Source organism: Methanomicrobiales archaeon, assembly GCA_030019205.1.
Taxonomy (GTDB): domain Archaea; phylum Halobacteriota; class Methanomicrobia; order Methanomicrobiales; family JACTUA01; genus JASEFH01.
In genome coordinates this window covers 94,145-106,410 of sequence record JASEFH010000004.1, presented here as the reverse complement: position 1 = coordinate 106,410, position 12,266 = coordinate 94,145, and the positions used below count along the sequence as shown (strand labels likewise).

Sequence of the window (12,266 nt, the reverse complement as noted above, 5' to 3'; positions counted from 1 at the left end):
GGAGAGGGGCGAGGCCGCTCCCACACCTTTGTGCTATAGAGAGATTTTTTCCTGCGATCCCGATGCCATACAGACCTATCGCACTAGTCCCCTCCCCTCTCCGTGGGGAGAGGGCGGCCCTGTAAGGGCCGCGGGGAGGGGAAAACCGGATCCAGACGATGGAATAGCCGAGGAATAAGTGTACGGGAGCTATTTTACAGAGCGGATCGATCGAAAAAAGAGTTGGGATTGTTGCGGCCTTACCGGGCCGGGATGATGAGCGAGCGCTCTCCAGCGGGCATGAACTCGCGGATTGCACCCTTGGCAAACATCCGGCGCGGCTCGGTGAAGTCGAAGGGCAGGGACGGGTCGGCGAAGCAGACCTTCACGCGCGGGTCGTAGGACCAGGCGTCGCCGCGGGTGTAGTGGGCAGCTCCCACGATGGCCGCGTACTCGCCCTGGTGACCCACGTTCATCGCGTAGTTCGGGTAGTTCGCACCGCGGACCTCGCCCATCGCACCCTCGTCCGCACGGAAGGACATCGTGTTCGCCGGACCGCACTGATCCTGCAGGTCGTAGCCGAAGAATCCGAGGCGCGACCAGCCCTCCTTGTGCAGGAGCATCGACAGGTACCAGCCGTTCAGCCCTGCATTGGAGTTCGCGGTCGCAATGGCGGTGGTCAGACCGGATGCGGCAGCGAGCACGGATGCACGCTGGGATCCGCCGAAGTGGTCCTCGAGTGCCGTCGGGAACTGCTCGTACTGCTCCATGCCGTACAGGGTGACCTCGGTCGCGATGTCGTTGACCGCTTCCTGGGTCGCCTTGACCTTGTCCTTGGGGGACGGGTTCTTCCAGTCGACCTTGTACTTGTCCTTGATGTAGTCCATGCCGTAGTAGGTGTAGTCGTCCAGGATGTTGTCCGTGTAGGCGGCCGTCGCGTACTGCGTGAACCCGACACCACCGGACATGTAGGAGCCGAGCCAGATCTGGTCGTAGAGCATGGTCCCGGCGGCGACGACCTCAAGGGATGACTTGGCGGGGTCGTGCGGGTACTTGCGGTCGGTCTGGATGATATCGGCGAAGGTGCCGAAGCGCAGTCCACCGGGCTCGTTCGGGCCACGGGCACGGCGGGCGGGCAGGATGTCTGCCATCTGCACGACACCGGCGTGCTTCGCGGCGAACGCCAGGTCGGCGACAGCGGCCTCACCCGCGCACATGCGGTAGGCGGCGATGTAGGACATACCGAGCTGCATCGCAGACCAGCGGCTGGTGGTACCGCCATCGCAGGTTCTCGAGACGATCGTCGGGATGTGGATTGCCTGCCAGAGCTGCTTGCCGATCGCACCCTTCAGCTGCTCCGCCTGCTTGGCGGGGAACTGCTTGTTGATGTCGATGACAAACTGGGGCTCCAGGCTGTCCGCCATCTCGTCGTCGCCCGTGAACACCTTCACGTAACAGTCGTCGGTGAGCGCCGGGTGAGTCTCCACCATGTGCTCCTGCACGACCGCCGCACCGGGCATCGCATGGTTCAGCACGTGGAGGAACTCGTTGATCGTCTCCGGGGTGACCTCCTTGCCCAGACGCTTCTGCAGGGTCTGGTGGGCGAGGTCCATCGACACGATCACAGTGCGGCGGATATCGTCCCAGAACTGCTGCATCGCGGCGTTGTTCACGAAGTGCAGGTCGTCACCCTCCACGAACACGCCCGTGCCGCTGACCTCGTAGGTCATCAGCTGGCGCTGTCCGAGCGGGATGCCACCGAGGTGGGCGCGCACCGGGTCGTACTGGGAGATGCCGCGGGCCATCTCGACGGCCTTTCCTGCCTTGACGAACTCCATCTTGCGCGGGGACTGGGAAAGTCCGATCCTGCGGTAGACGGTCTCCGTCGCGTTTACATCTTCACCGGCAAACTTCTCCTTCAGGGACTTGAGGAAAAGCTTCTGGGCTCTCTCGATTTTCGCCATTTTTCGTCACCTCACTCCTTCGGCATGAAGCCGTACTTGGTCCTGAGCGCGTTGATCCGCTGGACGTACTCGATGTACTCCTTGTCCTCACGGAAGGCAGTTCCGCCGAGCGAGTTGAAGATCGTCGTGTTCGCCTTGAGCCACTTCTCGTCGTTGGGCTTGCCGACGGGCACAGCCCGGTCGAGCGGCTCGCCGATCTGGTTCTTGACGTACTTCACGGCGCCCTTGTCCATTACATACCGTGCGAGCATGTCGAACATCATCCCGTCCTCGCTCAGACGGAGGGAGTGCCCGTGCACGGTCGCGCCGCGGATACCCGTGCGTGCCGGGTCGAAGAGCTCGGTCCCGACGAGTTCCTTTGCGATCTTCTCGAGATCCCTCTCACGGCACTCCACGATCTGACGTCCCGAGAGGGTGCCCGGGTCGACACCGCGGTAGCGGTAGGCCTCGAGGTAGGACCGCAGGTAGGGGTGGCAGGGTGCGAACCACATCGAGTCCGTGAACTGGATGTAGCGGACGCGGTCTCCGGCCTTGGCGCCGTCGAGGGGCTCCACGAGCTTCCTGACGGGGCAGTCGGGCTCTCCCGCCTCCGCGAGCGGCGGATGGGAAGTGGGATATGCGGCACCGGGTGCACGGTGTCCCATCAGGAGCACGATGTCCTCGTCGGAGATGTCGCGCATCTTCTTCAGCTTGTATGCCGGGTTCATCTGGTTGCGCCGGTTCTCGGCGACCTTCGTCTGACCCGGTCCGTACTGGGGTTTGTATGCCATCTGAAATTCACCTCATACTTCTGGAAGTTTTCAATACCTTGGTTACCGCCGAAATGACCTCGGCAATATTCTCCCGTGTGGGCGTCTGTCCACGCGTCACCCTCGGCACGATCGCCATCACCATCCCCTTGGTCTTCACCTGATCGGGGGGCGGCATGACGACCGACGTCTTCACGCCCTCTTTTGCCAGATCCTCGAAGTCGACGGGTGCCTGCGATACGACAACCGCCGGGATGTCGCACCGCTCCAGGATATACCGAACCTTGTGCACCACGTGGGAACGCACGTTCCCGTGGTGCAGGATCGCCACCTTGTGCTGCTCGATCTGACGGATCTCCTTCTCCGACAGCCCGAAGTAGGCGCCGATGACCGCACCGCCGGCTGCTTTCGCATCCGGCGGGAGGCCGCTGCCGGCGTTCAGGACGAGCGTGCTGACGCTGAACTCCGCTCCCTCCCTGCGGAGGGCGGATGTGATGTCGCATACCGGTTTCGTCACATGCCTCCGACCCGGAGACATGCCTACCACGATGACGTCGGAGTGGCGGGCCTCGGCAATCGTGCCCCGCTGTGCGAGACCGCCGCCTTTGCCCATCCCCATGCTCTCTCTGCAATCGATGACCTGCGTCACTCTTCCTATCGGCATGTCACTTGAATCCCTGGAGGATGATCGGGCATCCCTTCGACTTGTACTCGGTGATTCCGAGTATCCTCTCGTCCACACCCGGACCGTACTTCGCGTAGTCCGAGACCGTCATCTGGGTCTTCATGAAGCGGCCCTCGATGATATTGTACGAGAAGGTTTTAAAGATACGATCACAGGCCTCTCGGATGGCGGAGATGCGGTCACGATCCTCGAGCTCGAGGATGACCGTTCCCACCTGCACCTGCAGCTCGAACTCGTTCCCCATCACCCGGATGGTCCGGCGTGCCTCGTGGGGATTTTCCAATCCCCGCGCGGGACCGGAGGGAACCGTGGCGGGAATGCGGGGTCCGTTCAGGATCATCCGCCGGATCCCGCCGACGCCGCAGATCTCGTTCAAGAGACGCTCTGTCGTCTCTGGCTTGAGGAGACGTTCCGTGACGATTTTGATCTGAGGGTATATGGCTTCGGTCATTTCGATTCAAGTCGGTATGTTCATACTCCCTTGGCAATGGCCTGCAGCGGCTTCGCGAACTCTTCGACCTGTCCGAAGGTGTCCTGGTAGACCTTGCTCGTCTGCTCGGGGCCGAACATCTGCGTGCCGCCGTCCAGAGCGCAGGCGACGCACACGCACGGGATTGCGAACCCGGCAGCATGGCGGGTCACGACGTGGTTTCCGTTGAAGACACCCGGACCGCCCCCACCGTAGATCGAGTGGCTGAAGAACGAGAATCCGACGGCAGTACCCATCACGCGGCCCCAGTCGCAGGACGGGAGACCCGTCTCGTGCTCGAGCAGGTCGTTGAAGTACAGGAGCGTCGAGGAGACCGCCTGGGCGAACCGCCCGGCACCGCAGTTCACCATGGTGGCTGCCATGGTACCCGCTGCCGCGTAGGCGTTCCACATCATCGGGTCCTTGGTCTCGTAGAAGACGTAGCCGCTCTTGCCCTTCTTGCCGGGCTTGATGACCTTGTCCTCAAGGGCACGCTCGACGACACTCTGGACGACGGTGCCGATGGTTCCGGTCTTGCCGTTCTTCTTCACGAGGTCGTAGACCATGTTGTTGGCGTTCAGGCCCTGGAAGGCGTAGCCCAGGAGCTGGTAGCGCTCGAAGGGTCCGATTGCCGCACCCATCTCGAAGAGACCCGCCTGCTCGAAGGTGCAGGACAGCGCCGCCGTCTGCATCGCGTTGCGGTGGGTCATCATCGCGACGTGGTTGGCGTTCACGTTGCGGAGCGAGAACCCGAGACCCTCGTTGTTCTGCGGGATGGAGAGAATCGAGACGATATTGCCGCCCATCATGTCCATGGTGACCGGGTAGGTGCCCCATACTGCGGACTTGACGACCGGTGCATCGAACATGTCGACGTTGTACTGGTCGATGATCGCCTGCGTCGCTGCTGCCGCAGCGGCGGTCGATGCCGCATCGTAGGTGGCTGCCGCGGCCATGCGGGCGCTGGGAACCTCGACGAGCAGAAGCTTTCCTCCGCCGACCTTGGTGATCTTGGTGTCGTCCCCCTCGGTGACCTGGAGGAGCTCCTTGATCTTGGCAGAGAGCGCATCCGCATCCTTGGTGATGTCCAGCTTGAGCGAGCGGCCGGGGATCATGCCCTTTCCGATCGCTCCGTTCTTGACGCCGTTCTCGATCCCTGCCAGGTTGATCGCGACCGTCCTCTTGGTGAGGTCGATGATCTTCTTGATCGCAGGGTTCACAAGCGGACTGACCTTGTCGAGCGTGACACCGCTCTTCAGCTGCTTGCCATTGTCATCGTAGAGATCGACTGTCTCTTTATATTTCGCCATATGCTTCCTCTTTGAAATCGTCTTATCGCATTGCGCTATGGGAACTGTGGAACGTGAACACTATCATGTACTTCTGAAACTCGGTGACTGTCACTACTGCACGTCCCTCGTGGGACATTGTATAGTAACAATCCTTTCCATATAAGGATTACTATTGTGACTGCAGCCCGAACCCCGATCATTATTATATTAATAATAAAATAAAATGTGTCCTTGCCATAATATTAAAATACTGCATCCGTGGAAGGATTTTTGGAAACACATAGTATGAAAAAAATACAAAAAAATATTATTATATGTTACGATTTTCCTGCATAGATCGGATTTTCTGGTGCGCTCAAAAATAGACGGGGGAGAGGATCACCGCTTCAGGTAGAGCTTCCCGTACTGGAGCTGCCCCTTTCTCTTCGGGTGCCGCTCGCCGGTGTCCCCCTCGTACAGGGCAAACTTGCCCTTCGTGCCGTCCACCTCGAGGGTCTCGTCCCTGCGGTACTCGAATCCCGGCATCATCACGTCGATCGTGCCAAAGACGTAGATCTCGCCCTTGACCATCTGCCCGCCGACCCGGCTCTTGGCATTGCCCTTGATGATGATCGTGCCGCCCTCGGCGTGGGTCCCCACGTGGACGTCGGCGTTGCCGTCGACGATGATCGTGCCCCCGTTCATGAAGTAGCCGATGTCGCTTCCGGCGTTGCCTTTCACGTGGATCGTGCCGCCCTGCATGCCGCGCCAGTCTCCGCGGTAGGCGGCGCCCAGGTAGTTGCCGGCGTTGCCGTCGATGATCAGCTCGCCGCCCTTCATGCCGGTCCCGGCAAAGGCGTCCACGTTGCCCTTCACATGCATCCGCCCGCCCTCCATCCAGGCGCCGGCGTACATGTCCATGCTCCCCTCGACGACGACCTCGCCGCCCGTCATCCGCATGCCGATGTACTTGACGCGGGAGAGGTCGCCCCTGACGACGATCCGGGTGTCCGCCGCCGTCTCACCTGCCTCGCCGGAGACCTCGAAGTATTCCCCGATCGTCGCCTGCTGGTTCCCGATGAACACCGGCAGGCTCCGGATCTCGGCAAGGCTCCGCCCGGCAAAGGCGTCGGGAGAGATCTTCTCGGCCTCAAGGTAGAGGGATGGGGAGTGTTTCAGCGTTAACGTAACCGTCTTCATCTCCATCCTCTCCTAGGCCGGCGCCTCCACCTCGATGGGGTAGGGGTTGGGGATGAAGGACCGCCCCTCGACCTCGTAGTTCCGCTCGGTCACGGTGTAGTACTTGAGGAACTTCTCGCGGATGTCCCGCATCACCTGCGGGTTCTCGGGGACCTTGGCGTGGACCCATAGCGTGCGCTTGTTGCCGTTGCTGACGATCTCGCCGTCCTTGATGATCTGGACACCCGTCTTGAAGAGCGCCCAGGCGTTCGATACGGCGTTCTCGATGAGCATCGGGTCGTCGGTCTCCGGGTTGAAGTTGTAGACGACCACATCGGCTTCGAGCCCCGGCGCCAGTCCGCCGTACATCTGGGACAGCCCCAGCGCCTTCGCGGGACCCGCCCGCGTCATGGCGGCGAGTTCGTAGAGCGTCAGTTCCCGGTCGATCGATGCGATCTCGCTGGCCGCGACGACTTTGCTCGAGTTCTTGAACGCCTCGATCTGCTGAGACCGGGCCTTCGCGCTCATGAGCCACTTCCAGATCCGCGGATACCGCGTGAACGGCCCGGCATTGGGGTGGTCGGTGGTGATGTAGGCCCGCATCGGGTCCTTGTTCAGGAGCGCCAGCTCCAGCCCGATCGCCCACTGGACGCCGCAGACGGTGATCGCCGGGCTGTAGACGTAGGGCACGACGCCCGCCGCTGTCTCGAGTTCGACGTCGACGTTCGCCCACTTGAGGTGGTTGAGTTCGGTGAGGTGGTGCTCGAAGGGCCCGTCGGCGGTCATGGTGGTGGTCTCGTCGAGCGTCACGAACCCGATGTCGATCGTGATGTTATCGTGCTTGTTGACGTAGTCGGCCACCTCCCTTGCCTTGGACTCGAAGTTGCCCCAGTTCTCGCCGCCGTAGCTGTGGAACTGGATGTGGGTGTGGTGCATCACCTGCTCGCGACCGAAGCGGTTGTTCGCCGTGTAGCCTTCCGCCAGCTTCAGGGTGTCGAGCGTTGTGGTGTAGTTGCCCGGGTTGCCGAGGTTGTTGCCGTGGATGTGGATCGAGTGCGGCAGACCCAGGTGCTCGTTCGCCTCGATGAGCCCCGTGACGATCTCCGCCGGAGTCACGTCGAAGTAGGGGACGGGATCCGTCACCTGGAGGCAGTTCAGCCCCCAGCCCCAGGCCTCGGTGCCGCCGGGGTTGACGATCTTCACCGCATAGCCCTTCGTTGCCTTGAGCAGCCAGGCGATGTAGGCCGACACGTTGTCGAGTTCGCGGTTCTTCAGGTACTCCAGCACGAACCAGTTGTTCCCGAAGACCGGGAACGCCCCCTCGTCGACGATGGGGGTGTCCCGCATCTCCTCGTGGACGTGCCGGGCGTAGAGCGGCGGCATCGCGGCTTCCATGACGGTGGTGTAGCCCATCTTCGCGTACGCGTACCCCGTCTTGAAGGTCGTGGGCACGGAGTAGCCCCCGTGCATCCGCTGGATGCCCTTCTTCGCCTGGTAGGTGAAGAGTTTGTCCTCGGGGCGGTAGATCCGCCCGACGTTCACCTTCGGCCCGGCGACATGGGCGTGGATCTCGACGGCCCCGGCCATCACGGTCTTGCCGCGGGCGTCGATCGTCCTGGCGCTCTTGTCCAGGTCGCTCGACTCCACGATCTTGCCGTCCTTGATGGCCACGTCGGCCCTGTCGCCCCGGATGCCGGTCACCGGGTCGTAGACGAACCCGTTCTTGATCAGGTACTGGGTCATGCGGTCACCTTCCCCTTGGCCGCCGCCGCGGCTGCGCCCTGTTCGGCCTTGAGCTCTTTCACCCGCTGGAGCACCCGCTCCAGGAACTCTTCGTCGGTGAGCATGCCCTCGGGCGGTTCGACCACTTTGCGCGACTCGATGGGCACATTGTCCATCCGATAGCAGCAGCCCGCCACCTCGACGCCGACGAACGCCACGGGTACGTGGAGTTTGCTGATCTCCGTCGTCGGGGTGATGTGCGGGTCCACGGCGACCGACGGCAACTCGGCGATCTTCCGCACCGAACTGATGGGGAAGTGCGCACCGGGGTCGCTGCCGATCACGAACACCGCATCCACCTCGCCCCGCACCAGCAGATCGTTGCTCGAGGTCTCGCCGGGGTTGTAGCGGGCGAATCCGCGGGAGAGATCGACGCAGAAGGGATACCCGTACTGCCAGCCCAGCACCTCGCCCGAGCCGGTCACGTTGTAGTGGCCCCGCATGGCCATGATGCTGAACTTGGTGTAGTCGTTGAGGTCCTTCGTGAGCATGATCGCTTCGTCGATGTTGTGGTTCTTGCCCAGACTCTGGGTCACGCCCATCCCGAAGAAGATGATCCCGAACCGTCCGCTCTTGAGGAGGTCGGCAGCCTCGTAGATCCGCTCCTTGCGGATGCCGGCAACGACATCGGGCAGTTTGTTGCCCCGAATCGCCACCCGCAGCGCCGAGAGGAGCTCGTAGTCCCGCCCCTGCTCCACCTGGAGGTGGACGTCGGCCAGTTTCGCGGTATCCGTGACGCGCGGGTCGACGACGATCATCTTGCGGCCCTTGTGGCCCTTGCCCGTGAAGAAGCCCCGCGGGAAGATCGAGTACCGGCTCATGTGCCGGGGATGCGCGTGGGCCGGGTTGCAGCCCCAGAAGAGGATGCGGTCGGCCCGGTTCTTGATCTCGCCCAGCGTGCAGCTCGGAATCCCCACGTCCTGGAGCGCGATCAGCGTCGAGCCGTGGCAGACCGTCGCGGTGTTGTCCACGACCGCCCCCACCAGCTCGGCGATCTCGTGGCCCTTGCTCTGGGCCTCGCAGCTGGTCGAGGACCAGCCGTACATCAGCGGCTTCTTCGCGTTCGCCAGCACCCGGGCGGCATACTCCACCGCTTCGTCATAACTGACCTCCTTGTACGACCCGTCCGCCTGCTGCATCCGCGGCCGCGTCACCCTGTCCGCCGCCGCCGAGTGGAGGAACTTCTCCGCCCCGATCGCGCAGGCGTTGTACACGCCCGTCACTTTCTTGCCGTCGTCGCTGACCTCGATCTCCAGGTCGTCGCAGAGCGTCCCGCAGAAGGGACAGATCACGTCGGTTACCAGCTTTGTCATTTCACTACCCCCTTCCGCGTCGTTGACTGTACGAGCTCGATCGAACCGAGCACCTTCTCCATCTCCGCCGGCTCCACCTCGACCGGCGTGCCCTTGAAGGTGGGCATGCCTGTCGAGTAGGTGTTGGGATCAACGACCTGGTTCGCCCAGGGCCCCATGGGAATGAAGGCGACGCCGGGATGCGGGCCCATGGTGGCGTTGATCGCCTTCACGACCACGCTCCCGTAGGGGCTCGTCACCCGTACGTTCGCGGGGACCCATATCCCCAGTCTCTTGACATCCGCCGGATCCATCTCGATGATCCCGCAGGCTTCCCGGTAGGCGGGTTTCTCCTTCCCGCCTTCCATGGAGACGCCCTGCTGGATGGTCCGGCCGGAGATCAAATTCAATTTGATCTTTGGCACGGTCTCACCTCACGTCACTTGGCCAATTCCTTGATGGGACTCGGGCCGGCCGCTTTGATGGTGTTGACCACGTCTTCGACCACTTTCGCCCACTTGGCACCTTCCGATGCCGAGACGAAGGTCATCCGCAGTCTCTTGTCTTCGATACCGAGCGAGTTGAGCACGCGCTTCAAGTGGAACATCCGCTTTGCAGCCTTGTAGTTCCCCTCCAGGTAGTGGCAGTCCCCGAAGTGGCACCCGGAGACGAGCACCCCGTCGGCGCCGTCCACGAACGCCTTCATGATGAAGAGGGGATCCACGCGCCCCGTGCACATCACGCGGACGATGCGGATGTCGGGCGGGTACTGCGTGCGGGCGCTGCCCGCGAGGTCCGCCCCGGCATACGAACACCAGTTGCAGATGATCCCCAGGATCTTCGGCTTGAATCCGTTGTCCTCCGCCATCACTGCTCACCTCCGACGAGGAACGCATCGATCTGCGCGATGATCTGCGGAGTGGTGAAGTGCTGCATCCAGATGGCGCCGCCCGGACAGTAGGCGCCGCAGGTTCCGCAGCCCTTGCACTTCGCCTCCGTCACCTGCATCACCTTCCTGCCATCCTTCTCGACGAGCGAGAGCGCCTGGTAGGGGCAGAGGTTCACGCACATGCCGCAGCCGGCGCACTTCTCCTCGATGCACTGGGCGAAGTAGGGCTCGAGCTCCACCTTGCCCAGGTGAATCGGGATGCTTGCCGCAGAGGCGGCGCCTTCCGCCTGCGCCACCGTGTCCGGGATGTCCTTCGGGCCCTGGCAGACGCCCGCCACGTACACGCCGGCCGTGGTGGTGCCGCAGGGGTTCAGCTTCGGATGGGCCTCGAGCAGCCACCCGTCCTGCGAGCAGGAGACACCGAAGAGGCGGCGGGTCTTCTCCGTCTCGGCGCTCGGCTGCACCGCGGCGGCGAGCACGACCATGTCGAGCTCGACATCCACGGGCCGCCCGAGCAGGGTGTCCTCCGCGTACACGTGGAGGTTCTTGGTCGCGGGGTCCTCCAGGATGTTGGAGACCCGTCCGCGGATGAACTTCGCGCCCTCGTCCTGGATGCGGTAGTAGAACTCCTCGTACATCTTCCCGAAGGAGCGGATGTCCATGTAGAAGATGTAGGGCACCGCACCGGGGATCTTCTCGATGATCTGGTGGGCGTGCTTCAGGGAGTACATGCAGCAGAACCGGGAGCAGTACGGCTTGCCGATGCCGGTGTTGTCACGGGATCCCGCACAGAGCACGAACCCGATCCTCTTCGGGGTCGCACCGTCGCTCGGGCGGATCAGGTGACCCCCGGTCGGACCGGACGCGCAGATCAGCCGCTCGAACTCCAGGCTCGTGACCACGTTGTCGAACTGCTTGTAGCCCCACTCGGTCTTCTTCTCCACCGGGAAGATGTCATAGCCCAGCGCCAGCACGACGGTTCCGACCTTCAGGTCCACGAACTCGTCCTGCATCTCCAGGTCGATCGCCTTCTTCTCGCCGCATGCCGTCTGGCAGAGACCGCACTTGATGCAGGAGTCGAAGTCGACCGTGTAGATCAGGGGCACCACCTGCGGGTGATAGATGTAGATCGCCTTCCGGGGCTTCATGCCCATCTCGAAGGGGTTCGGCTTGATGACCGGACAGACCGCCTCACAGTCGCCGCAGCCGTTGCATCCGCCTCCGACGATGCCCTTCGCCTCCGCCTCGTCCGGAGTCAGGACACCGCGGGCCTTCTTGCGGATCTTCACGCTGAAGTTGCCGATGAACCCGTCCACCTCCTCGACCTCGGAGTAGGTCATCAGCTCGATGTTCTCGTTGCGGCCCACCTCCACCATCTTCGGCGTCAGGATGCACTGGGAGCAGTCGAGCGTCGGGAAGGTCTTGTCCAGCTGGGACATCCGCCCGCCGATCGTGGGGTTCTTCTCGATGAGGTAGGTCTTGATGCCGGCGTTGGCGAGATCGAGCGCCGCCTGCATGCCGGCGACTCCCGCTCCCACCACGAGGGCGGCCGGCTCCACGTCGACGAACTTCGGCTTCAGGTCCTGCAGGAGCGACGCCTTCGCGACCGCGATCCGCACCGCATCCTTCGCCTTTGCCGTTGCCTCCTCCTTCTCGTGCATGTGCACCCAGGAGTTCTGCTCGCGGATGTTCGCCATCTCGAACCGGTACGGGTTCAGGCCGCCTTCCTGCGTCGCACGGCGGAATGTCGGCTCGTGCAGGCGGGGAGAGCATGCCGCGACCACGGTTCCGGTCAGGTTCTTCTCCTTGATGGCATCCTCGATCTTCTTCTGGCCCGGCGTGGAGCAGACATACTGGTAGTCCTCGGCGTGGACCACATTGGGCAGCGTCTTGGCGTACTCCACGACATCCTTGACGTCGATGGAACCGGCAATATTGGTACCGCAGTGGCAAACAAATACGCCAATTCTTGGATTCTTCTCTGATGTGATATCTACCATGATTGCA

The 12,266-nt window shown here is 62.6% G+C and carries 11 protein-coding genes; all 11 read right to left on the bottom strand.

What is annotated here, in order from left to right; translation table 11 throughout:
• Positions 1-239: 239 nt before the first annotated feature.
• Entirely contained in the window at positions 240-1,943 is a 1,704-nt protein-coding gene (gene mcrA, locus QMC96_03935; GenBank protein MDI6875907.1) for a coenzyme-B sulfoethylthiotransferase subunit alpha, read from the bottom strand.
• 11 nt (positions 1,944-1,954) lie between these two features.
• On the bottom strand, positions 1,955-2,713 hold the full coding sequence (gene mcrG / locus QMC96_03930) for a coenzyme-B sulfoethylthiotransferase subunit gamma (GenBank protein MDI6875906.1): 759 nt from the start codon (positions 2,711-2,713) through the stop codon (positions 1,955-1,957).
• 7 nt (positions 2,714-2,720) lie between these two features.
• The gene (gene mcrC, locus QMC96_03925; protein MDI6875905.1) at positions 2,721-3,356 is read right to left on the bottom strand and encodes a methyl-coenzyme M reductase I operon protein C; all 636 of its coding nucleotides are present in this window, start codon (positions 3,354-3,356) and stop codon (positions 2,721-2,723) included.
• 1 nt (position 3,357) lies between these two features.
• On the bottom strand, positions 3,358-3,828 hold the full coding sequence (gene mcrD / locus QMC96_03920; protein ID MDI6875904.1) for a methyl-coenzyme M reductase operon protein D: 471 nt from the start codon (positions 3,826-3,828) through the stop codon (positions 3,358-3,360).
• Positions 3,829-3,848: 20 nt separating this feature from the next.
• Positions 3,849-5,156 carry a coenzyme-B sulfoethylthiotransferase subunit beta gene (gene mcrB, locus QMC96_03915; GenBank protein MDI6875903.1) on the bottom strand — a complete coding sequence of 436 codons (1,308 nt, stop codon included), beginning with the start codon at positions 5,154-5,156 and terminating at the stop codon, positions 3,849-3,851.
• Between the two features lie 360 nt (positions 5,157-5,516).
• Positions 5,517-6,317: a formylmethanofuran dehydrogenase subunit C gene (locus QMC96_03910; protein MDI6875902.1), complete on the bottom strand. Its 801-nt coding sequence runs from the start codon at positions 6,315-6,317 to the stop codon at positions 5,517-5,519.
• A gap of 12 nt (positions 6,318-6,329) precedes the next feature.
• The gene (locus QMC96_03905; protein ID MDI6875901.1) at positions 6,330-8,039 is read right to left on the bottom strand and encodes a formylmethanofuran dehydrogenase subunit A; all 1,710 of its coding nucleotides are present in this window, start codon (positions 8,037-8,039) and stop codon (positions 6,330-6,332) included.
• Positions 8,036-9,391 (bottom strand): formylmethanofuran dehydrogenase subunit B, encoded by a 1,356-nt coding sequence (locus QMC96_03900; GenBank protein ID MDI6875900.1) that lies wholly within the window; start codon positions 9,389-9,391, stop codon positions 8,036-8,038. Before QMC96_03900 ends, QMC96_03905 begins: the two co-directional genes overlap by 4 nt.
• Complete coding sequence (locus tag QMC96_03895; protein MDI6875899.1) at positions 9,388-9,795, bottom strand: molybdopterin dinucleotide binding domain-containing protein; 408 nt, start codon at positions 9,793-9,795, stop codon at positions 9,388-9,390. Before QMC96_03895 ends, QMC96_03900 begins: the two co-directional genes overlap by 4 nt.
• A gap of 14 nt (positions 9,796-9,809) precedes the next feature.
• A complete protein-coding gene (locus QMC96_03890; GenBank protein ID MDI6875898.1) occupies positions 9,810-10,238 on the bottom strand; it encodes a hydrogenase iron-sulfur subunit in 429 nt (142 codons plus the stop codon).
• Positions 10,238-12,259, bottom strand: coding sequence for a CoB--CoM heterodisulfide reductase iron-sulfur subunit A family protein (locus QMC96_03885; protein MDI6875897.1), 2,022 nt, complete (start codon positions 12,257-12,259; stop codon positions 10,238-10,240). Before QMC96_03885 ends, QMC96_03890 begins: the two co-directional genes overlap by 1 nt.
• Between the last annotated feature and the right edge of the window lie 7 nt (positions 12,260-12,266).

Excerpts from the sequence above, each read along its gene's own strand:
- mcrA (MDI6875907.1), bottom strand. The coding sequence starts at position 1,943 with ATGGCGAAAATCGAGAGAGCCCAGAAGCTTTTCCTCAAGTCCCTGAAG.
- mcrG (MDI6875906.1), bottom strand. The coding sequence starts at position 2,713 with ATGGCATACAAACCCCAGTACGGACCGGGTCAGACGAAGGTCGCCGAG.
- mcrC (MDI6875905.1), bottom strand. The coding sequence starts at position 3,356 with ATGCCGATAGGAAGAGTGACGCAGGTCATCGATTGCAGAGAGAGCATG.
- mcrD (MDI6875904.1), bottom strand. The coding sequence starts at position 3,828 with ATGACCGAAGCCATATACCCTCAGATCAAAATCGTCACGGAACGTCTC.
- mcrB (MDI6875903.1), bottom strand. The coding sequence starts at position 5,156 with ATGGCGAAATATAAAGAGACAGTCGATCTCTACGATGACAATGGCAAG.
- QMC96_03910 (MDI6875902.1), bottom strand. The coding sequence starts at position 6,317 with ATGAAGACGGTTACGTTAACGCTGAAACACTCCCCATCCCTCTACCTT.
- QMC96_03905 (MDI6875901.1), bottom strand. The coding sequence starts at position 8,039 with ATGACCCAGTACCTGATCAAGAACGGGTTCGTCTACGACCCGGTGACC.
- QMC96_03900 (MDI6875900.1), bottom strand. The coding sequence starts at position 9,391 with ATGACAAAGCTGGTAACCGACGTGATCTGTCCCTTCTGCGGGACGCTC.
- QMC96_03890 (MDI6875898.1), bottom strand. The coding sequence starts at position 10,238 with ATGGCGGAGGACAACGGATTCAAGCCGAAGATCCTGGGGATCATCTGC.
- QMC96_03885 (MDI6875897.1), bottom strand. The coding sequence starts at position 12,259 with ATGGTAGATATCACATCAGAGAAGAATCCAAGAATTGGCGTATTTGTT.